The organism is Paenibacillus sp. cl130, assembly GCF_900116035.1.
Taxonomy (GTDB): domain Bacteria; phylum Bacillota; class Bacilli; order Paenibacillales; family Paenibacillaceae; genus Paenibacillus; species Paenibacillus polymyxa_B.
In genome coordinates this window covers 273,775-300,278 of sequence record NZ_FOYG01000006.1, presented here as the reverse complement: position 1 = coordinate 300,278, position 26,504 = coordinate 273,775, and the positions used below count along the sequence as shown (strand labels likewise).

At 44.9% G+C, this 26,504-nt stretch carries 27 protein-coding genes and 1 riboswitch; of the genes, 16 read left to right on the top strand and 11 right to left on the bottom strand.

Going from position 1 to position 26,504, the window contains the following annotated elements:
* The first annotated feature begins 15 nt into the window (after positions 1–15).
* Positions 16–155, top strand: a riboswitch (SAM riboswitch).
* 136 nt (positions 156–291) lie between these two features.
* From BM358_RS18125 to BM358_RS18110, 4 genes are all read left to right on the top strand, one after another.
* On the top strand, positions 292–1,314 hold the full coding sequence (locus tag BM358_RS18125) for a methionine ABC transporter ATP-binding protein (protein WP_028541430.1): 1,023 nt from the start codon (positions 292–294) through the stop codon (positions 1,312–1,314).
* Positions 1,311–1,979, top strand: a complete 669-nt coding sequence (locus BM358_RS18120; protein ID WP_025723588.1) for a methionine ABC transporter permease — start codon at positions 1,311–1,313, stop codon at positions 1,977–1,979. Before BM358_RS18125 ends, BM358_RS18120 begins: the two co-directional genes overlap by 4 nt.
* Positions 1,980–2,053: 74 nt before the next feature.
* Positions 2,054–2,896: a MetQ/NlpA family ABC transporter substrate-binding protein gene (locus BM358_RS18115; protein ID WP_028541431.1), complete on the top strand. Its 843-nt coding sequence runs from the start codon at positions 2,054–2,056 to the stop codon at positions 2,894–2,896.
* A gap of 143 nt (positions 2,897–3,039) precedes the next feature.
* Complete coding sequence (locus tag BM358_RS18110) at positions 3,040–3,804, top strand: SDR family oxidoreductase (protein WP_023990180.1); 765 nt, start codon at positions 3,040–3,042, stop codon at positions 3,802–3,804.
* A gap of 92 nt (positions 3,805–3,896) precedes the next feature.
* Here the strand turns inward: BM358_RS18110 and BM358_RS18105 are convergent, their stop codons facing one another.
* On the bottom strand, positions 3,897–4,142 hold the full coding sequence (locus BM358_RS18105; RefSeq protein ID WP_013311836.1) for a NifU family protein: 246 nt from the start codon (positions 4,140–4,142) through the stop codon (positions 3,897–3,899).
* Between the two features lie 87 nt (positions 4,143–4,229).
* On the opposite strand from BM358_RS18105, the gene BM358_RS18100 reads away from it, so the two are divergent.
* Positions 4,230–4,487, top strand: coding sequence for a YuzB family protein (locus BM358_RS18100; RefSeq protein WP_023990179.1), 258 nt, complete (start codon positions 4,230–4,232; stop codon positions 4,485–4,487).
* A 118-nt stretch (positions 4,488–4,605) separates the two neighbouring features.
* On the opposite strand, the gene BM358_RS18095 is transcribed toward BM358_RS18100, so the two are convergent.
* Positions 4,606–5,673 (bottom strand): NAD(P)/FAD-dependent oxidoreductase, encoded by a 1,068-nt coding sequence (locus tag BM358_RS18095; RefSeq protein ID WP_023990178.1) that lies wholly within the window; start codon positions 5,671–5,673, stop codon positions 4,606–4,608.
* A gap of 203 nt (positions 5,674–5,876) precedes the next feature.
* Complete coding sequence (mqnE, locus tag BM358_RS18090) at positions 5,877–6,983, bottom strand: aminofutalosine synthase MqnE (RefSeq protein ID WP_023990177.1); 1,107 nt, start codon at positions 6,981–6,983, stop codon at positions 5,877–5,879.
* A 372-nt stretch (positions 6,984–7,355) separates the two neighbouring features.
* Here mqnE and BM358_RS18080 point away from each other — a divergent pair, with 372 nt between their 5' ends.
* Positions 7,356–7,715, top strand: a complete 360-nt coding sequence (locus BM358_RS18080) for a HesB/IscA family protein (protein ID WP_013311832.1) — start codon at positions 7,356–7,358, stop codon at positions 7,713–7,715.
* Between the two features lie 551 nt (positions 7,716–8,266).
* On the opposite strand, the gene BM358_RS18075 is transcribed toward BM358_RS18080, so the two are convergent.
* Together BM358_RS18075 and BM358_RS18070 are read right to left on the bottom strand one after the other, a co-directional pair.
* Positions 8,267–8,998: an HNH endonuclease gene (locus tag BM358_RS18075; protein WP_028541433.1), complete on the bottom strand. Its 732-nt coding sequence runs from the start codon at positions 8,996–8,998 to the stop codon at positions 8,267–8,269.
* 502 nt (positions 8,999–9,500) lie between these two features.
* Complete coding sequence (locus BM358_RS18070; protein ID WP_028541434.1) at positions 9,501–9,737, bottom strand: helix-turn-helix domain-containing protein; 237 nt, start codon at positions 9,735–9,737, stop codon at positions 9,501–9,503.
* A gap of 212 nt (positions 9,738–9,949) precedes the next feature.
* Between BM358_RS18070 and BM358_RS18065 the strand changes: the two genes are divergently transcribed.
* The 3 genes from BM358_RS18065 to BM358_RS18055 all read left to right on the top strand — a co-directional run bounded on the left by BM358_RS18065 (position 9,950) and on the right by BM358_RS18055 (position 12,969).
* Entirely contained in the window at positions 9,950–10,315 is a 366-nt protein-coding gene (locus BM358_RS18065) for a hypothetical protein (RefSeq protein ID WP_028541435.1), read from the top strand.
* A 202-nt stretch (positions 10,316–10,517) separates the two neighbouring features.
* Positions 10,518–12,092, top strand: a complete 1,575-nt coding sequence (locus tag BM358_RS18060) for a sigma-70 family RNA polymerase sigma factor (RefSeq protein ID WP_028541436.1) — start codon at positions 10,518–10,520, stop codon at positions 12,090–12,092.
* Between the two features lie 433 nt (positions 12,093–12,525).
* Entirely contained in the window at positions 12,526–12,969 is a 444-nt protein-coding gene (locus BM358_RS18055; RefSeq protein WP_049828413.1) for a ferritin-like domain-containing protein, read from the top strand.
* Between the two features lie 20 nt (positions 12,970–12,989).
* Here BM358_RS18055 and BM358_RS18050 read toward each other — a convergent pair whose 3' ends face one another.
* Together BM358_RS18050 and BM358_RS18045 are read right to left on the bottom strand one after the other, a co-directional pair.
* A complete protein-coding gene (locus tag BM358_RS18050; protein WP_028541438.1) occupies positions 12,990–13,700 on the bottom strand; it encodes a DUF421 domain-containing protein in 711 nt (236 codons plus the stop codon).
* Between the two features lie 356 nt (positions 13,701–14,056).
* Positions 14,057–14,935, bottom strand: a complete 879-nt coding sequence (locus BM358_RS18045) for a LysR family transcriptional regulator (RefSeq protein ID WP_028541439.1) — start codon at positions 14,933–14,935, stop codon at positions 14,057–14,059.
* Between the two features lie 148 nt (positions 14,936–15,083).
* Between BM358_RS18045 and BM358_RS18040 the strand changes: the two genes are divergently transcribed.
* From BM358_RS18040 to BM358_RS18015, 6 genes are all read left to right on the top strand, one after another.
* Positions 15,084–16,001, top strand: coding sequence for a DMT family transporter (locus tag BM358_RS18040; protein ID WP_028541440.1), 918 nt, complete (start codon positions 15,084–15,086; stop codon positions 15,999–16,001).
* Between the two features lie 645 nt (positions 16,002–16,646).
* Positions 16,647–18,413: a cellulase family glycosylhydrolase gene (locus BM358_RS18035; RefSeq protein WP_081819213.1), complete on the top strand. Its 1,767-nt coding sequence runs from the start codon at positions 16,647–16,649 to the stop codon at positions 18,411–18,413.
* A gap of 261 nt (positions 18,414–18,674) precedes the next feature.
* Entirely contained in the window at positions 18,675–19,019 is a 345-nt protein-coding gene (locus BM358_RS18030) for a YkvA family protein (RefSeq protein WP_049828405.1), read from the top strand.
* A 28-nt stretch (positions 19,020–19,047) separates the two neighbouring features.
* Positions 19,048–19,374 (top strand): hypothetical protein, encoded by a 327-nt coding sequence (locus BM358_RS18025; RefSeq protein ID WP_023990166.1) that lies wholly within the window; start codon positions 19,048–19,050, stop codon positions 19,372–19,374.
* Between the two features lie 18 nt (positions 19,375–19,392).
* Positions 19,393–19,683, top strand: a complete 291-nt coding sequence (locus BM358_RS18020; RefSeq protein ID WP_013311821.1) for a hypothetical protein — start codon at positions 19,393–19,395, stop codon at positions 19,681–19,683.
* Positions 19,684–19,996: 313 nt separating this feature from the next.
* Positions 19,997–20,317 carry a hypothetical protein gene (locus BM358_RS18015; RefSeq protein WP_023990165.1) on the top strand — a complete coding sequence of 107 codons (321 nt, stop codon included), beginning with the start codon at positions 19,997–19,999 and terminating at the stop codon, positions 20,315–20,317.
* 157 nt (positions 20,318–20,474) lie between these two features.
* On the opposite strand, the gene BM358_RS18010 is transcribed toward BM358_RS18015, so the two are convergent.
* The 3 genes from BM358_RS18010 to BM358_RS18000 form a co-directional block, all read right to left on the bottom strand.
* Positions 20,475–21,332 carry a 1,4-dihydroxy-6-naphtoate synthase gene (locus BM358_RS18010; RefSeq protein WP_028541442.1) on the bottom strand — a complete coding sequence of 286 codons (858 nt, stop codon included), beginning with the start codon at positions 21,330–21,332 and terminating at the stop codon, positions 20,475–20,477.
* Entirely contained in the window at positions 21,333–21,995 is a 663-nt protein-coding gene (locus BM358_RS18005; protein WP_028541443.1) for a futalosine hydrolase, read from the bottom strand. It lies immediately after the preceding gene.
* Between the two features lie 200 nt (positions 21,996–22,195).
* Complete coding sequence (locus tag BM358_RS18000) at positions 22,196–22,441, bottom strand: hypothetical protein (protein ID WP_007431922.1); 246 nt, start codon at positions 22,439–22,441, stop codon at positions 22,196–22,198.
* Between the two features lie 307 nt (positions 22,442–22,748).
* Here BM358_RS18000 and ppk1 point away from each other — a divergent pair, with 307 nt between their 5' ends.
* Positions 22,749–24,857: a polyphosphate kinase 1 gene (gene ppk1, locus BM358_RS17995; protein ID WP_028541444.1), complete on the top strand. Its 2,109-nt coding sequence runs from the start codon at positions 22,749–22,751 to the stop codon at positions 24,855–24,857.
* Here ppk1 and BM358_RS17990 read toward each other — a convergent pair.
* Positions 24,817–26,352, bottom strand: coding sequence for a Ppx/GppA phosphatase family protein (locus tag BM358_RS17990; RefSeq protein ID WP_028541445.1), 1,536 nt, complete (start codon positions 26,350–26,352; stop codon positions 24,817–24,819). The two genes, ppk1 and BM358_RS17990, sit on opposite strands and share 41 nt — an antisense overlap.
* Positions 26,353–26,504 lie beyond the last annotated feature (152 nt).

The window sequence follows — 26,504 nt, the reverse complement described above, 5'->3', positions numbered from 1 at the left end:
GAGTTTAACATATTTTTCTTATCCAGAGAGGTGGAGGGACTGGCCCGATGAAGCCCGGCAACCCGTTCTTTCCCGGTGTAATACACTGGGAGGGAACATGATGGTGCTAATTCCTACAAAACCGCTAGAGTTATAGCGATTTTGGCAGATGAGAAAAGGTTCGCAAGGTGGGGCCCTTTTCATTCTGTGAAAGGGGCTCTTTTTTGTATAAATAAATAGCGATTTTATACAATTCTGAGAGATGACAACTGGTTAAAAGGGTAAGGAAGAAGTGAAGGGGGTCGCAGCACGTTGATAGAGCTTAAGCAGTTAACCAAGCATTATGGCAAAGGCAACCGACGCGTTAATGCGCTATCTGGGTTGAATCTTTCTATAAAGCGTGGAGAAATATTCGGAGTGATTGGTCACTCCGGGGCGGGGAAAAGTACATTGATCCGCTGTATTAATTTATTGGAACGCCCTACTTCAGGTGAAGTATGGGTAGACGGGGTAAACCTCGCTACTGTGAGTCAATCCCAGTTACAGAAGCAACGTCGAAAAATCGGAATGATTTTTCAGCATTTTAATTTGTTATCTTCGGCAACGGTGTATGACAATATTGCATTTCCTTTGCGGTTGGTAAACACTCCCAGGGAAAAGCTGGACATGAAGGTTCGTGAGCTGCTGGAACTGGTGGGTCTGGAAGAACACAGTGGAAAGTATCCGTCACAGCTCTCAGGTGGACAGAAGCAGCGGGTAGGAATTGCGCGGGCGCTGGCTAGTGATCCTCATGTATTGCTGTGTGACGAAGCGACTTCTGCGCTTGATCCGCAAACGACGGGGTCTATCCTGAAATTGCTGTTGGATATTAATCAGCGCTTTAATTTAACCATCGTGCTGATTACACATGAAATGCATGTCATTCAAAGCATTTGTGATCGAGTTGGCGTCATTCATCAGGGCGACATCGTGGAGCAAGGCCCAGTGGCGGAAGTATTTTTGAAGCCACAGCACCAGGTAACCAAGGACTTTATCCAACGGGAGTCAGAACATCCCGAGGAGTTGCAAGCAGCGATTGCGGCAGCAGGTGGCGGTGAGTCGGCGCAGGTGGTGCGTATCTCCTTCTTGGGCAGTAAAACATATGATGCGATTCTGTCGCGTACGGCTCGAAGCACTGGTGTTGATTTTGCGATCTTGCAGGGAACCATATCTACGATTAAAAATGTACCCTATGGACAGCTGATCGTTCGTTTTGAAGGAAACCATGAGGATATAGAGCAAACGCTGCGCGAAGTGTCTGGGCAAGGACTTGATGTGGAGGTGATCGGACAATGAGCGAACTTGATTTTTCACAAGTGAGTTGGGAAGAGCTGGGAAATTCTACTCTGGAAACCCTTCAGATGCTCGGAGCATCCGCATTGTTCACCCTCATTATTGGTTTGCCGCTTGGCATATTATTGTTTCTGGCGAGTCGCTCCTCGTTAACTCTGATGAAGGTGATATACATTGTATTATCATTCATCGTTAACATTTTACGTTCCGTACCATTTATCATTTTGATCGTTGCACTTATTCCTTTTACACGATCGCTGGTAGGTACCTCGACCGGGGTGTTGGGAACCATTCCACCATTGGTTATTGGGGCTGCCCCATTCTTCGCACGTCTTGTCGAAACGTCTCTGCGTGAAGTGGACAAGGGCGTCATTGAAGCCGCACAAGCGATGGGTGCCTCGACAGGACAAATTATCCGGCGTGTGCTGTTACGTGAGGCACTTCCGGGTCTGCTCGCTGCATTAACCATTACCGTCGTTACACTCGTATCCTACACGGCAATGTCCGGGATGATCGGGGGCGGTGGACTGGGTACACTGGCTATCAACTACGGCTATTATCGTTATGAAACGGCTGTCATGATCGTTGCGGTCGTGCTGATGGTCGTATTGGTACAATTGCTGCAAATGGCGGGGGATCGTCTCGTGCGGCATTATACTCGAAAATAGGGAAAACATATAGATATCCTTATTGATCAGGACGTCTGATCCTGAATATTACAAATTATTGGAGGGGTAATAACATGAAGAAATGGGTATTGGCTGTACTAAGCTTGACATTAATTGCGGTGCTGGCGGCTTGCGGTACAAAGAGCACAACATCGGATACAAACAATGCGACCGAAAATACAGGCGGATCACCACGTGAAGTGGAGCTGAAAATTGGAGCTTCTCCTGTGCCGCATGCGGAAATTTTGGAAGCGATCAAGCCTCAGTTGGAAAAAGAAGGGGTTCGTCTCCAAGTCGTTCAGTTTAACGACTATGTACAGCCGAACGTACAATTGTTTGACAAGCAACTGGATGCTAACTTCTTTCAACATGTACCTTACTTGGATGTGATGAACAAAGAGCGCAAAATGGATCTGGTTTCTGTGGGCGCAGTTCATTTGGAGCCATTCGGTATCTACTCCCAAAAATATAAAAAGCTTGATGAAATCCCAGATGGCGCAACTGTAGCCATTCCGAACGATGCGACAAACGGAGGCCGTGCTTTGCTGCTGTTATCCAAGCAAGGTCTGATTAAGTTGAAAGACGAAGGAAACATTGAATCCACGGTGAAAGATATTACAGAGAATCCGAAAAATTTGGAATTCAAGACTTTGGAAGCGGCTATGCTGCCACGTCAGTTGCCTGAAGTGGATATTGCGTTGATCAACACGAACTACGCTCTGGAAGCGAAGCTGAACCCGACAAAGGATGCATTGGCACTGGAAGATAAAGATTCTCCTTATGCTAACGTTCTGGTAGCACGTCCTGATAATAAAGATTCCGAAGCGATTCAGAAGCTGATCAAAGCTTTGCAATCTCCAGAAACTAAAAAATTCATCGAAGATAAATACCAAGGCGCGATTATTCCAGCATTTTAAGCAGGGAACGAGAACGCATTGCACGCAAACCCCAGATTCTCTTGAACAAGAGGACTGGGGTTTCTTTTTGGATGGAGTTGTAGGGGAAGCTTAAATATTTTATACTTGGGGGTGACCGTTCTCTGTGAACAGGAGGAAAATTGTTGAGAGATAAAGTCGCATTCATAACCGGCAGTGCCAAAGGTTTAGGTAAAACGACCGCTTTGCGTCTGGCGGATGAAGGCTGTAATATTGCGCTAAATTATGTGCATAGCCAAGCAGAAGCCGAAGCGCTTAAGCGGGTGATTGAGTCTAAGGGAGTACGCTGCCTGTCTTTACAAGGGGATATCTCTGTTCAGGAAGATATCACGAGGCTGATTGGTGAAGTACAGGATCGGCTGGGCGGAGTCGATATTATGGTGAACAATGCCGGACCGTTCATCCGGGAACGCCGTCTGTTTGCGGATTACAGTGTGGCTGAGATTCATGCCATGATACAAGGGAATCTGGTCGGTACCATGTTGCTGGATCATTTGGTATTGCCCCACATGCGTAGCCAGCATTGGGGACGTATTATTCATTTTGGCTTTGGTCATGCTGGAGAAGCAAGGGCTTGGCCGCATCGCGCCGTCTACGCAGCCGCCAAGGTGGGGCTGGTGTCTTTTACGAAGTCACTGGCTGTGGAGGAAGCTCCTTATGGCATTACGGTCAATATGATCTGTCCAGGGGATATCCGAGGAGCAAATAAGGAAATGTCAATCGCCGATGTCATCGGCATGCAGGATAAAGAGACACCGCGTGGACGTCCGGGAAGTGGAGAGGACATTGCGCGAGTGATCGCCTATTTATGTGAGGAGCATTCGGATTTTATAACAGGCAATATTATGGATGTATCGGGAGGTTTAGACCCCATTCGGCCAACCATATAAGCTTAAGTGATCCTTCAGACGCTGTAACACAAAAAAGAGTCTTGAGCTTCGTTACCGAAGTCAAGACTCTCATGATCATTATGCATCAAGCATTAGAATACTTGTACCACTTCTTGGACGCCGTCGACTTCTTCGAGAAGAGCGCGTTCAATCCCTGCTTTCAGCGTGATTGTGGAACTTGGGCAACTGCCGCAAGCGCCTACCAGCTTCAGCTTAACGATGCCGTCTTCAACGTCAACCAGCTCAACGTCGCCACCATCGCGTTGCAGGAACGGACGGAGCTTATCCAGTACATCTGCTACTTCGTCATACATTTGAACGCTTTGTGTTTCGCTCATTAGAATTCAACTCCTTTCCTATACCTTTATTATTATATTACAAAGCGGGCCAAATTAAAATGCCCGTCATCCAAAGCAGGTGAAAAAATGTTAAGGCCTATTATTGAGTTTTGCACCAGTAATATGCATTGGGGTACCGATGAAATCATGTCCAAGCTGGAGCAGAATCCAGATTATGATGTGATTGAATACGGCTGCCTAAGCAATTGTGGTCAGTGCAACGCCGAACCCTATGCGATGGTCAACGGTGAGATTGTATCCGCAGATTCAGCAGAGCTTCTGTACGAAGTGATTATGAACAAAATTAAGGAAGCTGAAGCATGGGATAACCTAGATTTGGATTGAAATATAATGATCCGTTTAGCCAGTTTCCTTTTGTATAGGAAATATACATCATCATTCACTCAACAAACAAAGAAGACCTGCTCTGGGAGCGGGTCTTCTTTGTTTGTTGAGCATGCGGTTAGCCAAAATGGCGTTTCGACTTCCAGAGCACGCCGCTTTTAAGCAGGCGTGGTACTCGTCCACGCAATGAGGTACTGCCCATAAAGCCATAGCCGAACCCGGCCTTCTTGCCAAGTGCGCCTAATGTACCGCGCAGCTTTAAAGGATGCGGGTGAGGCGTTTGGCCTTTCCACAGGTCGCGTACAATGTGTGCGATTTGCTCCCCTTGCACTTCTGCCGCCTGAGCGCTTGGAGAGTAGGGAAGGCTCGCACAGTCTCCGACCACATACACCTCAGGATGATCCGGTATTTGATAATACTCGTTGAGCACGATACGACCCTGAGGGTCTTTAGGGACGGCTAAATCCTGCACGATTTTTACCGGCTGAATCCCAGCCGTCCATACCACTGCATCCGTTACAATTTGCTCGTCACGGTTATAAATAGCCCCCGGCTCAATACGGGAAACCGCAACATGATTCAGCGCATTTACCTGATGCTCCTTGAACCAAGCATGTACATAGGCAGACAAACGTTGCGGGAATGCCGACAGCACCCGCTCGCCCCGATCCATAATGGTAATATTCAAATCCGTGCGGCTTTCACGTAACTCCGCAGCAATCTCAACACCGCTAAGACCGCCGCCTACAATATGGACATGTCCATATGGCTTGATTTCGTTCAAGCGCAGATAGGTTTGGCGAGTATGGTTAAACGACTGGATCGTACAGCTGTGTTCTTCAGCCCCTGGTGTATTGTGAAAGCGGTCGGTACAACCCAACGCAATGACAAGCTGGTCATAGGGCAAGGGTTCACCGTCTTGAAAATGGACAATCTTATTCTCCAGATCCATCGAGGTGACCTCTCCATATTTGCGAATAAGACGTTGTTCATCTGGAAAATGCACCCGCAAATCAAAATCAGAAACCGTACCTGCCGCTAGGGCATAGTACTCTGTTTTCAACCCCTGAAAGGGCATTCGATCCACTAAAATAACTTGAACATCGTCGGGAATGTGTTTATCCAGCAATTCTTTGGCAATGGTAAGGCCGCCATAGCCGCCCCCCAGAATAACGAAATTTTTCATCAAAATCCGCCTTCCTTTCGCTACCGTGTCCCCGGCAAATGGTCTGGTGTCTTATCGATCAAACACAAGTTTTTGTTGTTATAAAACCCGAGAATCAGGCCTGCCTTTGTCAGGCAGACCAGCGTATTCCGAGGCAGCAGATGCTGCATGGTGTGAGTAATGGGGATGAAATGCTCGCGGGAAATTTGAATCCGATATTACATTTATTCGAAAACTTCGATTTCGTTATAGAAGGTGTCCCGTTCTACAGGTATGCGTCCGGCACCTTTGACCAGCCAGATTAGCTCTTTACGGGTCAATCCGGCAGGGGTTAACGCACCTGCGGCATGGCTGATCTGCTCACGCACAATCGTGCCATGGACGTCTGATGCGCCAAAGGTGAGAGCGACCTGTGTCAATTGCGGGCCAATATTAATGAAGTAAGCTTTGACATGGTCGATATTGTCCAGCATCAGGCGGCTGATCGCAATGGTTTTGAGATCCTCGTAAGCGGAGTTACGGCGCATGATGTTGGCGTTTTTGCTTTTCGGCTGCATGGACAATGGAATAAATACCATAAATCCGTTCGTTTCGTCCTGCAATTCGCGAATTTGCAGCATATGTTCAATACGATCCTGATACGATTCGACCGAACCGTACAGCATAGTCGTATGAGTTTTCATGCCGAGATTGTGGGCCGTGCGATGTACTTCGAGATAGCGGTCCACGTTGGCTTTGGTAACACGCATCTTCTTCCGATATTCGTCGGACAAGATTTCCGCGCCACCACCAGTCAGGGATTGAAGTCCAGCCTTTTGCAGCTCCTGAAGCACTTCTTTAATACTCAAGCCGCTTATGCGTGTGAAAAAGTCAATTTCCGCTGCAGTGTAAGCTTTCAGTGTAACGTGGGGATACTTTTCATTCAGCGCCTTCAATGAGTCTACATAGTATTGGAAAGGCACATGATTATTATGACCACCGACGATATGAAATTCTCTTACCCCCGGATGGATGTGTTGCTCTACATAATCAATCATTTCCTGCCCGGACAACGTATAAGAGCCGTCCTCCCCCTGATCCTTGCGGAAATTGCAGAACGCGCAGCGCGCTTCGCATACATTGGTGAAGTACAGGCTCATGTTTTCGATAAAATAAACCTTTTTTCCGTTCTTGCGTAAATTAGCTTCGTTAGCCAACTGACCCAGTGTGAGGATATCGTCAGTTTCATACAAATATATACCGTCTTCAAGGTTCAAACGAATACCGTTCTGTACCTTTTCTACAATTTCCGCCATTCTGCGGTCTGTAAAAGGTGTAACTAATGTGGACATGCCTATTCCTCCTTCAAGTTGCTCTGTGCGAGGCTGTCCGCCAAATCAGCGGCACAAGCGCTAAGTGCGCACAGGATGTCCCGTTCCGTCGGTAAGAATCCGGCAGCGCGGATATACGATATGTGAAAAATGTTACAATGCCAGGCTACAATGATGAATATCTCAAAATATCGCCTTTGAAATGACAAATTTCCGACAGTTTCTTTTACACACTCTTCACCTATTATAAACCTCACACCACCGGTGTTCAATACAAACGAATAGAAAAACAGGTCTTTAAGCCTGTAAGGGAAGGACATTCCATGACTTGAGCACCTGCAAATAGTGGAGTATACTGAAGGAGAACATGAAGTAAAAGAGGAGGATGGAGCTATGATTAACATCACCGATTCCGCTGCTGAGCGTTTGAAGGATATGCTGGAGCAGCAGGAAACGCCGAATATGTTTTTACGTCTGGGTGTTACGCCGGGCGGTTGCACCGGATTTTCGTATGCAATGGGCTTTGACGACAACGAGACGGATCAGGATATATATATGAACGTACAGGATATGAAGATTGTAGTAGAAAAGGAAAGCATCCGCTACCTGGACGGTCTGGAAATCGACTTTGAAGAGTCTGGAATGTCAGGCGGCTTCACGATTCATAACCCGAATGCCGTAGCTACATGCGGCTGTGGTTCAAGCTTCCGTACGGCTACGGATGCTGGGAAACCGAACGAAGAGCCTTGTTAATTCAGGTTTTTCGTTTGAGTAATTGATTGGAAATGTATTCTACTGAATATGTGTATTGGAATGTTAATTGCAGTGGTGAGAAAAGTAATTCATAATCATTCTTCTGGGTAAACACAACCCTAAATTTAATGATTTTGGATTGTTAATTACAACCTCCTGAACTTGAGTATAACGAAAAATTATACTTAGTGCAGGAGGTTTTTTATGCTTGAAAAAGTGTGCGAAAAACAGCACTAAACAATAAGATGTATCCAGGATACACTCTGGAAGTTAGTATGACGAAAAATCTGAAGGATTAAGGGAACGAACCTTAATGATTTAAGCTAGACACTGGGGGAAGCTATTTTATTAATTGGTTCAATAGAATTATTGAGTTCAAGAAATAAATCAATGCGCCCCATCGCTTCTTCAAATGCTGCAATGTATCTTGAACATTGGAAAAAAGAATGGTTGGACATCCCATTTGCTCAATTAGATGAGGGATGGATAAAGAAATATAACTAAATTATCCATGAAAGATGGATCCCTTTTGTTTGGCTCCTCTTTTCACATTAAAGATTTAGTATCAGTTTCTTTCTCTTTCTTTTACTTAGGGATAGTTCTAATCTTTGTTGAAGTCTCTCAAGTGAAGGGTGATTTTCTGGCTTCTCTGGCAGACAAATTTTCGTATAGTTAACAGTGACCCCTTCATCGCTTATAAAATTGATTATGGTTCCATCTGAATTTATGCATATATTTCCAATTTCATACTCTTTATCATGAATAGCACATAAGCATATTCCATTCTGTATAGAATCATCATTGCATTTATGTACTGGATAGATGTGGGCGGCTACTAAGGAAGATTTTGCTTTTACATCACACATTGCGCATTTATAATTGTAAGCTTCAAGAACATTTTTTCTGAAATCTTTGTTCCTTAGTAATTTTTTTTGAGTAGTTTCTTGGTATGGTCTATTATCAGGATGAGCTTTTCCCTTAGGATAAGTGAGAATTACATTTCCGGTTTCATCTTTTGAAGCAATGGGCAATAAGTCATACCTTTTCTTTGACATATCCAAGAAACCAGTTGTACCCTTACTATCAAAAATTATTTGTACTCGTATTTCACCTTTATTATGATGGTCTAGTGCTAAGCAGATAGGAAAGTTTATATTATTAGGAAGATTATCCGAAAAATCTTCATTCAATTGACGATTTCTTTCTTCTTTAATTGCCGCATTATTTGCCTGAATTAATTCTTCCTTGATGAAAACTTTTCCAGTACAATCTATTGGATGCATATTATTTCCTCCCTTAACATGTTATGAAAAAATTTTAACATATATTTATTGATATATTAAGAGTTTTTTAATCTGAGTTGAAAGTGATATGATAAATTTATCAGGATTACGATATTGCTATAAGTAAAGCCGCACAATATTCGGATTAAAGTAAGTAGCAAGTTTTCCTTTACCTGCTGTTTTCATCTTCTTTGTAAAGTATTGTATTTTCATTATTTATGCTTATTAGTAATTGAATTAATGTTGTACTCAAGGTCAGAAATAGTGCATTTAATAATCAAGACTACAATTTTCAGTACCTAAAAATGAATTCATTGAGAGAGCGGAACTCCCTAATATACCTTTATTTTGAGATTAATTATGAAGAGTCCGGGATGTCAGGCGGCTGTGGTTCAAGCTTCCGTACAAGTGATAATACAGGGAGAAAACCAAGCGAAGAGCCTTTTTAAACAGTTCTGTATCAAATACGTATATTAAAGAAAGAGCGCTATCCCCAAACGGATTAGCACTCTTTCTCTTTATCTAATGGTTGTTCCTTTTTAAACTCAACAACCTCTTCAATTCTACAGTCCAATTCCTCACAAATACGTGCAATGACACTCATGGCTACAAATTCCCCATTAGACATTTTCGCCAAAGTGGATGGTGATATTCCTAATTGAGTACGAAGGTAAGTTCGTGTTTTATCTCGTTTAATTAGAGTGATTTCCATTGGTTTATAACTTGGTCTCAATCCCATGAGCAAACCCCCTCAACTTATTATATGTACTTAAATATTAGAGAAGTCAAACTTAAATTACAATAATGCGTACATATTATTCGATAAGTGTTGAATAATTTTGTGCGAAAGTGTATTATATGTATAAGAAGTCGTACATTAAATACATAAAAATTAATTTGTGTTCTTTTAGTTAACAAAAGATTAATGAAATAGGAGGAGAATTATTTTTTATGAACGAACCAATTGAATTGAAAAGAGTTGCCATGGTATACGGACCTGATGATGATCCTCATATGTATGAATTATTTGAGGGAGTTCTGTATGATCGTAGCTATTTCTTTTATCTTGAACATGGGATACTGTGTCTGCGACATGTACGAAAGGTAGAACAACCGCATCATCCACATCTTTATGTGGATGGGGAAAGTGGGGGCCTCCAACTAGCGAAGAATGTACAGCGTGAGATTATGGAGGTCGTTACAGAACTGATCGAGCGTTTGCGTAGTAAGGATGGATTGGCGTTTTTACTGGATGAACTGCTATGGCTACATGGTCGAAGTCATATTGAGCTTAACCTCGTGAAAAATAAAGGATGATATATTTCTGTTGAAAACCAACAGCCTGTAACTACATTATGCTTCTTTTGAGAAAGAATCTGTTAATATGGTTGCTGTGTACAGCTGTGTTCAGTGACGCTATTTATCAATCATTTCATTTTTTCATCATATGATTTGTAACCTTCCCCCACGGAGTTGGCACTTAAGATTAAGAACACGAAAGAAAAGAGGCTAGGAACGTATGAGGGAGTGGGTTGAAAAGGCGCGGCAAGGGAACGCGGAAGCGTTCGGGCAGCTGATGCTGCATTTTCGCGGAATGGCATATGCCGTGTCCTATGACATGCTGAAGGATGTCCATCTCGCGGAAGATGCCGTGCAGGATGCGTTCATAGAGGCTTATCAGAATCTGGAGAAGCTGCAGACCCCGTCCGCTTTTCCAGGCTGGTTCAAGACCATTGTCGTAAGACAGTGTCAGCGGATGCTGCGGCGCAAGCATCATTCGGTGCTTCCTCTGGATGAAGCTGTGCAGGTATCGGGAGGAGTACCGGGTTTGGCAGAAATTGCGGAGCGTAGAGAGGAGAGCCAAGTTCTGCAACAATCGGTGAAGGCACTGTCTGCCAAGCTGCGCGTGCCTCTGCGATTGTTTTATTTTTACGGTTACTCTCTTCAGGAAATTTCCGATTATCTGGGCACTCCGGTCCCGACGCTTAAGAAGCGGCTGCACGATGCCCGCCGAAAATTGAAAGGTACACTCCCGGTGGCCGACCTCGTTTCCGTGTTCAATCATTTGTATGAGGGAGGGCAAAACATGCTACATATTGTTAACGGTGATGTTGTAGGTGACATGTTGAAGCAGGGTGTTGTACAAGGTGACGTGCTTGTATGGAGAGAGGTATATCCGGCAGGACCGATATTTACAAATCCAGCGGGGGCTGAAGAACGGGTACTGCGGGCCCGGGTCCTGGAGGAAACGATGGGTATTCCGGCCAGCGAATATATTACGGGGTGTGAGGAACAAGAGCAGAAACTTCGTGAGTTTATTAAGTATGATGAAGTCGTGTTGTGGTTTGAACATGACCTGTTTGATCAGAGTATGCTCGCCTATCTGCTCCACTGGTTCAAGAGACAGAAACTGGGCCGCACGAAGCTGAGCCTGCTCTGTATTGGGGAGTTTCCGGGAATCGAACGGTTTCATGGTCTGGGACAGCTCACTCCGGCACAGCTTCAGACATTATCCGGGACCTGGCGGACCATTGGACGGCAAGAAATGGAGCTCGGAAGCGAGCTTTGGCAGGCGTATGCTTCTCCCGATCCTGCCCAAATGGCTAATCTGCTGGAAGACAAGAAGGCAGAATTGGCAGCCTCCGGTCTGCCTTTTGCCTATGAAGCTTTCACAGCGCATCTCAAGCGGTTGCCCTCGGAGCGGAATGGTCTTGGCATTGTGGAACAGACCACGCTTCAGACCGTTCATAATGGAGTGGATACGCCATTGGAATTATTTCGTCAGGTAACAGACGTTCTGCATGTGCTCGGCATGGGTGATCTCGAATACTGGAAATTTATTCGTGCTTTGGTGCAAGGTGAACATCCTTTACTGATGATTGACGGGGATGGGGCTGGCTTGGATTTCAGACAAATTCCGGATTTTCTGAACCGAAAGGTAATTCTGACAGAGTTGGGTAAAGAGGTACTGAATGGATCAGCGGACCGCATTGCAGTTCAAGGGATCGATGAGTGGTTTGGGGGGCTGCATCTCCATGGACATGAAGTTTCTTGGCGCTGGGATGATTTGGCTGGTGGATTGGTCCGACATTGAAGAAAGTATAGAAGCAGATTGTTTAAAGTGCGAAAGAGTTTTCCGTTTATGGAAAACTCCTATTTGTTTTTTTAGTAGACTATATTAAGACAAGAAAACCAGCTAATGTTTGTCAAGGAGTCTCTCGTCTATTTCTCTGTAGCTTATAGCAATAGATGCAGCACTTTCAACTATGACACAAATCGTAATTAATTTTTTAGTGAGTTCTTCCCCTGTGTTAGCTATCATCAGTATAATCAACCCAGTATGTTGGTAAGTCAAATAGCCACTAGCATTACTTCACTAGAAAAGGGCGACTAGGAGTGTGCGAAACAGTCATTTTTCCTAATGTTAGGAACCGACATGGGCAGATGCGCATATACTTTCTAAAAACTAACATCGGGAGGAGATAAACTTGTATCAAGTACCTTCTTACTGGGGAAATTCATACTATATGCGGGCCAATTTTGTACCTATCTGGAACACAGGATTTCCGAAAGCAGTACAAATGATAAAGGAAGCGGTACAAGGGGAGCGTAACGATGAGTTGTTCTACGATGAATTGATCAATTTGGCTCCCTCACAAGAGCAGGTGGCTATTATTGAAAGCATCCGTAACGATGAGCGCGGCCACAATAAAATGTTCAGAGAGATGTATCGGGCTTTGACAGGACAAGAAATTGCAGGCATCAGTAGTGAGCAATATGAGAGGGTGCAATCTTATACAGAAGGTTTACAGCGCGCCTTGATGGGGGAGTTGGGTGCGGTGGAACGATACCGCAACATCTGGTTTGGATTGCCTGCTGGCATCTATAAGGACACGGTGTACGGTATCATATTGGATGAGCTTAAGCACGCTGCCAAATACAATTATCTGATTACGTTGAATCTCAGGTAACTATTGACCGCAAGTCAATACTACTCCACATCAATTGGATGCTGGATTTTATCCTTATATTCATCCACATAGAGTTGGCCGTTGCTGCCTTTAACGGCATAGAATACGTCCTCTAACTTTTTGTCGCGTGCCTTCAGTTGAGACAGCAGCCATGATTCGGGAATATGATTGGAGTTTAAATTGCCATGTAAAAGCTGTCCGTCGATTACAAGCTCAATTGGGAACTGTGTGGCATTACCTGCATTCAACTGCAGGTCTTTTAATGTCACGGCTTGCAGTTCCTTTTTCTTTTGAACAGATAGTTTTCCGTTAATCTCAAGGAGGGCGTACTCCACTTCTTCTATATTAAAAATTTCTTTCTGGCGAAGCTGTTGATTTAAAGAATCTAATGTCATATTATTTTTTTTTAAGTTATCTTCGAGAATGAACCCTCCTTCTATGAGAACGGTGGGTGCTCCCTCTGTCCACATCTTAAAGTTTCTGAATTTCAAAAAAAACTTGGATAAAACATAAGAAGTAATTGTAAAAACAGACAGGGCTATTAATAGGTGGACAACTTCTATTTTTTCGTTAAAGGCAAAGTTGGCTGCTATAGCCCCTAATATGACCGCCGTCACGAATTCGTGAAAGTTCATATTGGAGAGGGTTTGCTTCCCCAGTATTCTCCCAATTAGCATGAGGATAACGAATGCAGAGAAACTTCTGATCAAAATAACGAGATGGCCATTCATGCAAAAGCCTCCTAGTTTAAAAATTGCAGGTATTCAACATATAGGTTACCCGCCGCACTAGAATAATATACCAGTGGAATTAATGTATTATATGTGATGTAAAAGCTTGTTGGCGCAGGCGATCCCAGCTACCTTGTAAGGCTTGCCTTCTTTCTTTTTCTTTTCTTAATAGACCTTTAATTTTTGATTTGCTCTTTGTCGTAGTCCAGCATAGGCAACCAATTGTTTCGGCCCCACGAATTGTTTCCGTCTTTCCCTAAAACCACCTGAAATGGGTTAGAAATTTAGCTATTTGGTCGAATGATTTGATTTCTCTGCATATGAATAGACCTCCTTATGATCATGATCCAATGCTTCTACTGCTTCGAATCCGTAAATAGCTCCTGCGCGGTTCGCACAAATAACTGTACAGCAAGTGAAGCATTATGCAGGGATGGTACAGCGATACCGATTTGGCGTGTGATCAGAGGTGAAGTCTCCTTGACGGTCAGATCATGGGGGAACGTGGACAAGGCGAGTGAAGAAACAATGCCCATACCCAGTCCTTGTCGAACCATGCTGACCAAGGTGCTGATATTATGAGTAATGAATTGTGCCTGCAACTGACTTTGTTCGCGTTCAAAACCTTCCATAATGGCGACCTCATGTCCACCTTTACAAAAGATCATATCCTGCTCATTCAAGTCTCGAATGGCGATTTTGTTGTGCGATTGTAGAGGGTGACCGTCTGGCAGGAGAATAACCATGTCATCCTGACATAAAGGGATGACATCTACCTGAGGGTCTGGTAGCAGGATGATACCCGCTTCGATTTCTCTGGTATGAACCCACTCCTTGACTTCATTCGTGGAGCCTTCATGTAGGTCGAAAACAAGGTTCGGATAATGCTGACGAATATGATGAATAATCGGGGGCAGAAAATAGGCTGAGGCAGAAGGAAAGGCACCGATCGTGATCGTGCCCACGTCTAGACCTTTTTCAGCAGCCACCTGCTGCTGTACCTTTTCCATGCTTTGCAGCATCATACGGAATTGCAGCAGTACCTTGTGCCCGATGTCTGTCAGCAGCACTCCTTTTTTTCGGTCGCGCAGCAATAGCTGGACATCCAGCTCGTTTTCGATGCTGGCGATGGCATGGCTGACCGCGGGCTGCGTCATATGCAGCTCATGAGCAGTTTGGGTGAAGCTTAGCGTTTCAGCTACGCGAACGAAGATCATAATTTGAGTAATGGTCATAAGTGAAAAGTTATCTCCCTTATTGAAAACATTCATTTTATTTATTAGTGATCACAGTATACGCTAGTAAAGCAAAACTTTGCAAACGGCTATTCAGATTTTAGTCGGTAGCAATGAGCGATGAAAATCTAAGGGAGAGAAGACATCTATGAAAAAATTAACACCTAAAGCTACACTGTGGCTTGTCTTGATATTAGTGATGGTATGGGGGATCAACTGGCCGTTGACCAAGCTGGCTTTGCCAGATACACCGCCGATATTTTTTTCAGGAATCCGTACCCTACTGGGTGGTGTGATTCTGCTATTGTTCGCTATGCGTCACCGGGAAACCTTGCGCTTTAGACAGAATGCGTGGACTTATCTTGTGCTGGCCATATTTAATATTGCAGGCTACTATGGCTTGCAGACGGTAGGGCTACGTTATTTGCCTGCTGGGTTATTTTCCACTTTAGTGTTCCTTCAGCCGATCTTGTTGGGATTATTCTCTTGGATGTGGTTGGGGGAGCGTATGTTTCCCCTGAAGGTCATTGGACTGGTACTGGGTTTTGGCGGGGTGATCGTGATTAGCTCTGGTGGGATGGCAGGGCATTTGTCGGTACTGGGCATTGTGTTGGGGCTAGCTTCAGGACTGTGCTGGGCGCTTGGAACGATTTATATGAAGAAAAAAAGCAATCAATTGGACTCCATTTGGGCGGTGACGATGCAGCTCATTTTTGGGGGGATCATACTCAATGGGATTGGATTTACGACCGAGAAATGGAGCGATATTCACTGGACTACCTCCTTTATCGCGATTTTATTGTTTATTTCGATATTCGTGATTGCGATGGGCTGGATGATTTATTTTAAACTGATCGATAACGGAGATGCAGGAACCGTCGGCTCCTATACGTTTATGATACCGGTGTTGTCCACGGTCTTTAGTATGGTAATGCTCAAGGAATCACTTACTTTGACGTTTGTTGTGGGACTGGTGCTGATTGCAGGCAGTGTGTATCTGGTAAATATTAAAGAAAGAATAGAGTTATCCACCAAGTATCAGAACGGTGAGACATTTGAGGATTAACGGGGGGGCGATGGATCAAGAAGAACTTCAATAACTTCTTTCATGCACGCATATTGGAAGCACCAATATAGCGTGCTTTTTTTGACTATGATTTTCAAAGAGGTTTGTCGTACCAAATTAGCTAACAAGATGTACTGTTATAAAAAAACATTAAACTAACAAAATTACGTTAAAGGTTTTTTGTTTTTTTTCTAGTTTTCGTTCTTATGTAAAGAATTCAATGAATATAATATTTTAGAGCAAAAAAAGAGGTGATAAAAGAAACGTGGTACTCAATATCACTAATTTGTTATGTTTATAGGATGTTTGTTTTTTTATAATGATTGTATTTTACGTATTTTTGTTATGCTAACAATTGACATTTAGTATAACGTAAACTAGAATGAGTAAGAATTCATTTCCCAATCACATAATTAGTTTGGAATAATTGAAAGCGTTTACCTAATATTGGGATAGAGCTCTTTTTGGTTCTTTTTTCTTTTCCGAATTATGGCCGGAAGGGAGAGATCGTAGTACGTGCCTAAGGGATGGAAATTTGAATATATAAGCTAAGGGAGAGGGGTAAGTCGAGATGCAGTTAAATAGAAATGTTGGAAACTTCGAGCAAACGGTGAATTGTAACGCTGGTTACCTGGAGGTTACAAAATGAAGAAGTTATTGTCGTGTTTGATCTCGTTGAGTATGCTTGTTTATATATTGCCGACCATGATTGTAAGCGCTAACAATGATGGAGTTACTAATCTAGCGCTTGATTCAACACCGTCTGCCCAATCGGATATTATTTCAGATGCTGTTTACAAAATTACTGCACAGCATAGCGGAAAAAGCCTGGAAGTTGAAGGGGGATCAAAGGATGACGGAGCGAATGTTCAACAATGGACCGATAACGGAAAGGAGCAACAGAAGTGGAGAGTGGTTGACGTCGGTGGTGGATATTATAAGCTGATCTCGCAATCTAGTGGCAAAGCATTGGATGTAGCCGGTGGTAATACCCATGACGGAGCGAACGTTCAACAATGGACAGACAACGGGAACGCTCAGCAAAAATGGAAAATCATTGACGTTGGTGGTGGATATTATAAGCTGATCTCGCAATCTAGTGGTAAAGCATTGGATGTTGTCGGTGGTTATACCCATGACGGTGCAAACGTTCAACAATGGGCCGACAACGGTAGCGCTCAGCAAAGGTGGAGATTCACACAGATTGATACGACAACAGATACGACACCTCCAACCGCCCCAACAAACCTCCAAAGCTCATCCAAGACGAGCACATCTGTCACTCTTACATGGACGACCTCAATAGACAATGTAGGTGTTACTGGCTACGTTATTTATAACGGAACAGATCTGGTAGGCACGAGCACCACAACAAGTTATACAGTGACGGGTCTCACTGCGAACACATCCTACAACTTCACTGTAAAAGCGAAAGATGCAGCAGGCAATATTTCGGAACCAAGTAATGTCTTAAAAGTAACAACAAGTTCCGACTCCTCTCAAAATACAGGATTTTATGTTAAAGGTACGACGCTTTATGATGGCAACGGAAATCCCTTTGTCATGAGAGGAGTTAATCACGCTTACACTTGGTACAAAGGTCAAGAGTCGGTTGCGATACCTGCAATTGCCAAAACCGGAGCGAACACGATTAGAATCGTGCTGTCTGACGGTCAACAATGGACGAAAGATGATTTGTCAGCGTTGCAAAACCTGATCACTTTATCAGAACAAAACAAATTGGTTGTTATCCTTGAAGTACATGATGGTACGGGAAATGATAATGCTGCTGTGTTGAATAAAATCGCAGATTACTGGATTGAAATGAAAAGTGCACTGATTGGAAAAGAAAATACAGTCATTCTCAACATCGCGAATGAATGGTTTGGTACTTGGGATGGGAACGGCTGGGCACAGGGGTATAAATCAGTTATTCCAAAGCTAAGAAATGCTGGCATCAAAAATACCATTATGGTTGACGCCGCTGGGTGGGGGCAATATCCGAAGTCGATTTTTGACTACGGAACGCAAGTGTTTGATGCCGATCCGCTTAAAAATACGATGTTCTCCATTCATATGTACGAATACGCTGGGGGAAATGCCGAAACAGTAAAAAGCAATATTGACAATGTATTAAACAAAAATCTAGCTCTCATCATTGGAGAATTCGGAATCAAGCATACAAATGGTGATGTTGACGAGGCCACTATTATGAGTTATGCCCAACAAAAAGGTGTAGGTTATCTCGGATGGTCTTGGAAAGGAAATGGATCAGGTCTAGAATATTTGGATATGTCAAACGACTGGGCAGGATCGAGCTATACTGAACAAGGACATGCCATTATTGAAGGTCCGAATGGCATCAGAGCAACATCCAAGTTAAGCACGATTTATAGCAACGGTAAACAGTAAAAGATTCATATTGTTTTAGTAACGGCCTTTTCTCGAAATTCTAATGGGAAAGGTCGTTTAGTTTGTTCTGGAATCGTAAGCAAAAGCCTGTACAAATACATAGGAGCAAGGAATAGGAAAAATATACTAGAATATCAAAGGAGGCCATAGTAAAATATGACTATAAGTCTGTTGAGTTAGTGAAAATGACGGTTCAGAGTTACCCGCTTGTAAGCGGAAGATGGCACTTTCAAACTCACCGGTCAGCAAGAGGAGGAACCTATGAAGGATTTTGACGTAACCAAAGCCAAGTATGATCCAAAACAGGAAGAACAGGTGAAAAAGGGATTTTTCAACAAGGTAAAGTCCACGGCTGGAAAAGTTCCCTTTGTGAAGGATGCGGTGGCTATGTACTATTGTGCGATAGATCCTGAAACGCCTCTGTATGCCAAAGGGGTAGCATTCGGAGCCTTGGCGTATTTTATTTCTCCATTAGATGCTATATCAGATGTTATTCCAATGTTGGGTTTTACAGATGATGCGGGGGTTGTGCTGGCAGCTTTGAAAGTGTTGGACATGCATATCAAGCCTGTCCATCGGGAGAAGGCGAGCGAATTTTTTTCTTAAGAGATGCAATGAGCGGGGGAGCTAAGGAATGGACAGATATACACCTACAGCGAGGGAACGCTGGCAGATGAAACAGAGTGAGCCACAGCCGCAGGGCTGGGTGCTCGCTCTATTTGGCTGGATTTTTGCAGGTTTGGGGTTCGTATTTAGTTTTTTTGTCGTTGGAGGCTTGTTGGGGATCATAGGTCTTGTTTTCGGAATTTTGACTAAAAAGATGGAACAAAGAGACACGCAGGGTATCTTCATTATCGTAATCAGCTCCGTAGCTATTGGCATCGGCCTATTGATTTTTATGATTTTTTTTGCACAAGGTTTTGTAGAAGGTCTGAGAGAAGGGTATAATGAGCATTATTAGGTCAGGGAGGTAACAGCATTGAGCGTCATTATTTCACAGCAGATCTCGGCAACGGGCGTGAAGGAATATACGAAGGTGATGAAAACATTTGATTCCCAGTTTACACCTTTGGTTGGACAGAAAATTAGGGATACGGCATTTGGCGATATGCAATATTACGATGTCGAGGACGTATTTATTGATCTAGCGGAGAATGAATATTGGGTAATTCTACCTGCCGTTTTGCTGCATTCTGATGATATTGAGGATATACGAGACGCTGTGCGTGAGTATCGTTCACACGGTTGGGAATGTACGAAACCTCTGTAAATGCATACCACTTAGGCATCTATACGGAAACGTCTTTCTTTTGCGAGATAGGCGTTTTTTTGTGTATTTGTGTATAAACTATTTCTAATGATTGGCATGAAAAGAAAGAATTTATGCTGAAAATGCGCAAATTGTATCATTTTTTATCATAAAACGACAAGTTGGGAAATGAAAACGGCCTTAATGTGTTATACTTAGTATATCAAAGGACAAGAGTCTAAAACGACCGGTAAGGCCCTTTCTTTGAAGAGCCTCTGAAAGGTTCAACGTTTATCCAAAATAAATGGTCAAAAGGAAAAGGGGAAATGCTAACGTGAGAGTGAATTTGAAATTTACTAACAAAGGGCAAGTTGCAGTTGAGAAGTTCAACAATGAGGAGCTTATCGAAATCTTTACCCGCTACATTAAAACGTTAAGCAAGAAGTATGATATCTCGGTTACCGTACCGGAGGATCTGAATGAGCAGATCTTGGAAGAGGGTACCGTGAAGGTCGTGTTGGATAAGATTAATTGTGACATGGACGCTTTTTTCAAGGAGCTGAGCCGGGATATCAAGGTGCCGCTGGTCAAAAGATTGGGTACCAAACTGGATAACGTATTTAAGACCGAGGTTGTGGAGCAGGAACAGAACTAAGAATAAGGATCAAGCGAGTCCGAATGAGGATTCGCCATATGAAATGATAAAACCTCCCGAATGGGGCGCCTGGCTAGGCCATGTGCTCGTTCGGGAGGTTTTATATGTTTAAACTACTCTATTCAGCATGAAAACATGCATGGCATGTCTGTCCCTTTTAACGTGTTGTTGTGGAAGTAGGGCGCAGTTGGGCTAAATCAAACGAAGGTACCAGCCCTTCCTGCGCAGCGCGACCAAGCAAAGCTTCGATGGCGGCATATCCGCTGTCGCCCAGATTGGCGGTAAAATCGTTTACGTAAAGGTCGATATGCGATTGGGCGACATCGGGTGAAAGTTCCTGCGCATGAGACAATACATATTCACGCGAAGCTTCAGGATGCTTCCAAGCATATTCGACAGAGGCGCGTATCCAGTTTGTGATCGCATCCAGATCCAGCGTACGGCGGGCAATGATAGCTCCGAGCGGGATCGGCAGCCCTGTATCTTCTTCCCACCAGTTCCCCAGATCGACTTGCTTACTAAGTCCGTAGGACGGATACGTGAACCGTGCTTCATGAATAACCAGTCCGGCATCTATCTCCCCGTCACGGGCAGCAGGCATGATTTGGTCGAACGGCATCACGACGATCTCGCCGACACCCCCAGGCACATGCTTGGCTGCCCACAGGCGGAACAGCAGATAGGCAGTGGAACGTTCACTCGGAACGGCTACACGCTTGCCAGACAGGGCTTTCGGGCCTTCGATCGTGGAACCTTCCCTGGTCAGCACGAGCGGCCCACAACCCCGGCCCAGTGCGCCCCCGCAAGGCAACAGGGCATATTCATCTAGCACCCAAGGGAGTGCAGCATACGAAATTTTCATGATATCGAGTCCGTCTGGTGTGATCGCCAGATTGTTGGTGATGTCGATATCGGCAAATGTAATGTCCAGCGCGGGTGCGCCCGGAATCAATCCATGCGCCAGGGCATGGAAGACAAAAGTGTCGTTAGGACAAGGTGAAAAAGCAATTTGCATCTATATAACCTCCGTTAATGTAGAAAATGCGGCTTCCAACGCTTGCAAAGCCTCTTTGATCCGCCAGGCTGCACGGTCACGTGGACCGACAGCATTGGAAATCGTGCGGATTTCCATCGTCGGCAGTTCCAGCCTATTTGCCGCCACGGCTACGCCGTAGCCTTCCATCGCTTCGGCAGCAGCTCCGGGAACGCGCTTGGCCAGCTGTTCCGCTGTTGCCGCCGTACCGGTGGCCGTGGAGACGGTCAGGATCGGCCCCGCGACAGCTGTCTGTCCAGCGGCATGCAACGCCTGAACGAATCGCTGTGCGGTGGCAACATTCACGGCAATTTGGCTTGAGCCGAAACCCAGCTCGTCCACGCTGCTGAAGCCCTCTGCCGTCTCGGCACCCAGGTCGGCGGCAATGATCGCGTCAGCAACAACGACGCTTTCCAGTGCAGCGACCTCCACGAAGCCGCCACCAATTCCGGCGCTGATAACCAGCCGATAGTCACCAGCCGCCGCCAGTGCTAGCGCGGTTGAAGCCGCTGCGGACGGTGCGCCCACGCCAGCCAGCTCGACCACAAAACGGGTATCGCCTTTCAGGCCCCGCAGTACAGCTTCCCGTTCGCCTTCAACCGCGGTCATAACCAGGATGCGTCCATCTGATGTTGTATGCTCCATCGGTTGATTCCCCTTTAAATTTAGGTAATATGCTCCCTTATCATACTGCTTTTCGAAACGATGTTCAAAAAAAGTCGACAAAAAAAGCGCTCTGAGGCGCTTTTTGGAAAAACTGCAGGATTCAGCAGATATGAAAATCGGTAATTGTAACATAAAACAATTCTAATCTGGAAGAACAGCGCAGGCATAGCATATAATAATTATATCGGCTGATCCTTCGTGATTAACTGAAACATGGTAATATTGCGGTCATAATGGCTTGGGGTTCCATCTTGATTGCGCACCCGAATCATCTCGCTACTGAATAACTCGATATATCCACAGCCAATCTCACAGTATACACCTGTAGGGTCCTCTTGCCAGACCGAAACGAGGTGTTGAGATAGCGCCGCGGTGAAAAATTCGATGTTTTTTTGCAGTACGCGTGGCGTTTTCTTGGGTTCCATAACGTAAATCCTCCCTATATCATGCCATTTAAAAATCAGCAATTGAACGTGGCTTCTAAGTGGTTACTACACATCATAATGAACATAAACAACTGAAAAAGGAACGGTTCGTCAATCTACTCTATGAAACAGACGTAAACACTGTACCGCTTAATGCTATTTTTGTAAAGCATCCGATTGACCTTTTCAAACATCCAGTTTGTGTTTACACACATTTTACATTGCGTTTACACTGCTGTGATGCTAGTGCGTTTCATCTAATAGTACAATAAAGGGTAACTATACTGCATGAATTGATGGAGGCCATATGTTGATAGAGAGTCAGAATAAAGATAAAGCCGGGTCAGAACGTTACTTTAACCGAGATTTAAGCTGGATTGAATTTAATCGCCGTGTGCTTCAGGAAGCTCAGGATGCAGATACACCGTTGCTGGAGAGAGCCAAATTTTTGGCGATTGTATCTAGCAATTTGGATGAGTTTATGGCTGTTCGTGTTGCAGAGACGCGCGAGAAGATCAAGGCGGGTTTTATGCAAAAGGATTTTACGGGATATACCCCCTCCGGTTTGTACAAACGCCTGATCAAGCGTACCGTCTCAATGGTATCGGAACAATACCGGACCTATCGTGATATTTCTCGCCTCTTGACGAAAAAGGGTCTTTTACTGTTCGAATATGAAGACTTAAATACGACACAGCGCAAGTCGCTGGATGCATATTTTCATGAAATTATATTTCCGGTGCTCACGCCGATGGCGGTCGATCAGAGCCGTCCTTTTCCACTCGTTCACAATAAATACGTATATTTAGCGGTCGTCTTGAGACGTCCTGGGGATACGGAGGAGGATAAACCACTTTTTGCCATTGTGCAGGTGCCTTCGAATATTCCACGTGTTGTTACGGTGCCTTTGCGGTCGAACAGCAAGAAGAAATCATTTATTTTAATTGAGGAACTAATCAAGCATCACATTCAAACGCTGTTCACCGGATATGTTCCGGAGGCGGTTCATGCCTTTCGTGTTACGCGTAACTCCGATTTGTCCATTAATGAAGAAGAGATCGAAGATTTGCTCGAAGAGATTGAAAAAGAGCTGCGTCGAAGACGACGGGGGGCACCGGTAAGACTGGAAGTAGAAAAAGGGATTCATCCCTATGCCCTGATGGAGCTTCAACGCGAATTCAAGCTGTTCGATCATGTGTTTGAGATGGACGGGCCGTTGGATCTGACGTTTTTGTCGTCTTTTGCCGATCATTTGGAGGGGTATTCGCATTTGAAATTTCCGGCAATCAAACCACTGTATCCGGAAGAACTGCCCCCGCAAGAGGATATTTTCAACGTGCTTCGCAAACGGGACGTGCTCGTGTACCATCCGTATGAATCATTCGATGCGGTAACTGATTTTATCATTGAGGCATCAGAGGACCCGGATGTGATGGCAATCAAAATGACCCTGTACCGTGTCAACGGGGAATCGAAGCTGATTCCGGCATTGGCACGTGCGGCCGAATCGGGCAAGCAGGTAACGGTGGTGGTGGAGCTGAAAGCCCGTTTTGACGAGGAACGTAATATTGCTTGGGCGCGTACGCTTGAAAAAGCAGGCTGTCACGTAGTGTATGGGCTGGTTGGCTTGAAGACGCACGCCAAAATCATTCTTGTCATACGCCATGAGCGCAACGCACTCAAACGATATGTGCACGTAGGCACAGGCAATTATAATGAAAGCACGGCGCGCGTGTATACGGATATCGGATTGTTTACGTCGGATCCGGTACTTGGCGAGGATGCCTCCGAACTGTTTAATGAAATTACGGGATTCTCTGCGCTCAAGACTTTGCAAGCTTTTACGGTGGCTCCAACGGGAATGAAGAACAAGCTGTTTGAACTCATCCGTAGGGAAGCTGAGCAAGCATTGGCAGGTAAGCCCGCCCGGATTATTGCCAAGATCAACTCCTTATCCAATCAGGAGATGATCGATGAACTATATGCGGCTTCCCAAGCAGGTGTGAAGATTGATCTTATCATTAGAGGGGTCTGCTGTTTGCGTCCGGGTGTGGAAGGATTCAGCGAGAACATACGTGTCATCAGTATTGTAGACCGCTTCCTGGAACATTCCAGATTGTTTTATTTTGAAAATGGAGGCAATTCTGAGTTGTTTCTGTCCAGCGCGGATTGGATGACGCGAAATTTGACCCGCCGAATTGAACTGATGTGCCCGATTTATGATGACGGGATCAAAGAAATGCTGGCAGATATTCTGCATTTATCGTTAAGAGATAATGTGAAGGCACGCCAGCTTATGCCTAACGGCAGCTATCAATTTGTGTCCAGAAACGACAAAGAGGCTCCCATCAGGAGCCAATCTGAAGCGATGAAGGTTAGAAATTGGAAGAAGGTAGAATGGACCACGACAATGTAAGATTCCACGCCTTTTGGAAATCCTTGGCAACTGATTCCAGCTCCCGTTGTTCTAATATGGGTTCACTCTTGCTTTCCAGACGAAGATGCAGTGCATCATCCCCTGTAGTGGGATTGATGCTGCTAATCATTCCGGACTCACTCCGATCCATGCCAATCGCGAGCTGGAGCAGCGAGCCGAGTCGATGTACACGTTCCTCGTCGGAAGGCTCCAAAATATCTGCATGTGTGCGTAGCAAACGGGGTGTCCGGTTCTTGGGATGGTAATCCGCGATCAACGCGGCTAGTACCGTTTCCCTATGGGATAAACCGCCAATGCCTGCATGTAAGATCCAGAACACGGAATTCTGGCGGAAATGATAGTAATTCAAGGCAGCTCCCGTTTTGTAAAGAGTTGCTGCGGTCAGTAACAAGCGTTTGTCCATAGCCGCTGAGGTTCCGCTAGCTAATGTGTCATAGAGCCGGACGGCGTACTCGTTAACCCGCTTGACATGCGCTTCGCTAACCGGGACAGCAAACGAAAGGATATTGCGAATGGATGTGATAAGCGGATTAGCTACCACGGGCTGTTCAGCGTTGACCAGCTCATGAAATAGGCCGTCTCGCAGACCCGCTCCACTGACTAAATACGCGGAGCCTTGAGCAGCTTCAAATATCGTTTTCAATATAATAAGACCCGGTACAATGATGTCGGCTCTGTCCTTGGACAGGCCGGCTGTTTTTTTGCGTTTTTCATAGGGCAGATGGGGCAGACTGTCATAGAAGTAATCGACATCTTCTATCGTCATTTCGTAATGGTGCGTCACAGGAAGTGAGTAATCCAGTCGTTTCTGATTGATTTTAGCCAAAGTACGCAGGGTTCCACCTAGCCCGATGAATGGCAGACCCGGATTGGAGAAGATCCAATCATGATTTTGCAGGGAAGAACGGACAAAGCTCTCCATTTCCTCTATCTGCTGAGGAGACCATTCGCCATTCTTGACCTCACGTCCAAAGCGCCAATTCATATTGACGGCGCCAAAGGGAAATGACACAGTATGCAGTCGTTCTCGATCGCGGAACAACGTAATTTCGGTACTGCCACCCCCGATGTCAATAATGATTCCGTCACTCACATTCATAGTGTTCACTACTCCCAGAAAACCGGCATAGCCTTCTTGCTCTCCGCTCAGTATTTCCAGTGTTAAATTTGTCTCCTCCGCGATCCATTGGACGATTTCGTCCGAATTCGTGGCATTGCGGATGGCTGCTGTTGCTGCTGCACGCATACGGACAACCCCGTGCATATGGCATACCGCCATAAATTGGCGCAGCAATGGAGCGATGCTTCGAATCGCCTCCCGTTCCATACGGCCGTTGGCCCCAACCTTTTCGCTCAGTCGGGCAGCTTCTTTGCATTCCTGCACAATTCGATAGGCTCCTGTCTCTGTCATTTCATAGATCACCAGACGTATGGAGTTTGAGCCAATGTCCATGATGCCAATTTTGCTATTCATGAGTTGACCTCCTTGTTGAAAAAACGATTTGCCGGTAATTTCCGCTGCTCCGTGCAAATGGTAGTAGATTATTGTCATTGTATCAGTGATGTTCGGTGCATGCTACCGTTCGCCATGATCTTGTCGAAATAGACACATGCCGCGGACAATCA

What these genes read in the sequence shown, in the direction of transcription:
- BM358_RS18120 (WP_025723588.1), top strand. Translation starts at nt 1,311, where the DNA reads ATGAGCGAACTTGATTTTTCACAAGTGAGTTGGGAAGAGCTGGGAAAT.
- BM358_RS18115 (WP_028541431.1), top strand. Translation starts at nt 2,054, where the DNA reads ATGAAGAAATGGGTATTGGCTGTACTAAGCTTGACATTAATTGCGGTG.
- BM358_RS18105 (WP_013311836.1), bottom strand. Translation starts at nt 4,142, where the DNA reads ATGAGCGAAACACAAAGCGTTCAAATGTATGACGAAGTAGCAGATGTA.
- BM358_RS18100 (WP_023990179.1), top strand. Translation starts at nt 4,230, where the DNA reads ATGTTAAGGCCTATTATTGAGTTTTGCACCAGTAATATGCATTGGGGT.
- BM358_RS18095 (WP_023990178.1), bottom strand. Translation starts at nt 5,673, where the DNA reads ATGAAAAATTTCGTTATTCTGGGGGGCGGCTATGGCGGCCTTACCATT.
- mqnE (WP_023990177.1), bottom strand. Translation starts at nt 6,983, where the DNA reads ATGTCCACATTAGTTACACCTTTTACAGACCGCAGAATGGCGGAAATT.
- BM358_RS18080 (WP_013311832.1), top strand. Translation starts at nt 7,356, where the DNA reads ATGATTAACATCACCGATTCCGCTGCTGAGCGTTTGAAGGATATGCTG.
- BM358_RS18075 (WP_028541433.1), bottom strand. Translation starts at nt 8,998, where the DNA reads ATGCATCCAATAGATTGTACTGGAAAAGTTTTCATCAAGGAAGAATTA.
- BM358_RS18070 (WP_028541434.1), bottom strand. Translation starts at nt 9,737, where the DNA reads ATGGGATTGAGACCAAGTTATAAACCAATGGAAATCACTCTAATTAAA.
- BM358_RS18065 (WP_028541435.1), top strand. Translation starts at nt 9,950, where the DNA reads ATGAACGAACCAATTGAATTGAAAAGAGTTGCCATGGTATACGGACCT.
- BM358_RS18060 (WP_028541436.1), top strand. Translation starts at nt 10,518, where the DNA reads ATGAGGGAGTGGGTTGAAAAGGCGCGGCAAGGGAACGCGGAAGCGTTC.
- BM358_RS18055 (WP_049828413.1), top strand. Translation starts at nt 12,526, where the DNA reads ATGCGGGCCAATTTTGTACCTATCTGGAACACAGGATTTCCGAAAGCA.
- BM358_RS18050 (WP_028541438.1), bottom strand. Translation starts at nt 13,700, where the DNA reads ATGAATGGCCATCTCGTTATTTTGATCAGAAGTTTCTCTGCATTCGTT.
- BM358_RS18045 (WP_028541439.1), bottom strand. Translation starts at nt 14,935, where the DNA reads ATGACCATTACTCAAATTATGATCTTCGTTCGCGTAGCTGAAACGCTA.
- BM358_RS18040 (WP_028541440.1), top strand. Translation starts at nt 15,084, where the DNA reads ATGAAAAAATTAACACCTAAAGCTACACTGTGGCTTGTCTTGATATTA.
- BM358_RS18035 (WP_081819213.1), top strand. Translation starts at nt 16,647, where the DNA reads ATGAAGAAGTTATTGTCGTGTTTGATCTCGTTGAGTATGCTTGTTTAT.
- BM358_RS18030 (WP_049828405.1), top strand. Translation starts at nt 18,675, where the DNA reads ATGAAGGATTTTGACGTAACCAAAGCCAAGTATGATCCAAAACAGGAA.
- BM358_RS18025 (WP_023990166.1), top strand. Translation starts at nt 19,048, where the DNA reads ATGGACAGATATACACCTACAGCGAGGGAACGCTGGCAGATGAAACAG.
- BM358_RS18010 (WP_028541442.1), bottom strand. Translation starts at nt 21,332, where the DNA reads ATGCAAATTGCTTTTTCACCTTGTCCTAACGACACTTTTGTCTTCCAT.
- BM358_RS18005 (WP_028541443.1), bottom strand. Translation starts at nt 21,995, where the DNA reads ATGGAGCATACAACATCAGATGGACGCATCCTGGTTATGACCGCGGTT.
- BM358_RS18000 (WP_007431922.1), bottom strand. Translation starts at nt 22,441, where the DNA reads ATGGAACCCAAGAAAACGCCACGCGTACTGCAAAAAAACATCGAATTT.
- ppk1 (WP_028541444.1), top strand. Translation starts at nt 22,749, where the DNA reads ATGTTGATAGAGAGTCAGAATAAAGATAAAGCCGGGTCAGAACGTTAC.
- BM358_RS17990 (WP_028541445.1), bottom strand. Translation starts at nt 26,352, where the DNA reads ATGAATAGCAAAATTGGCATCATGGACATTGGCTCAAACTCCATACGT.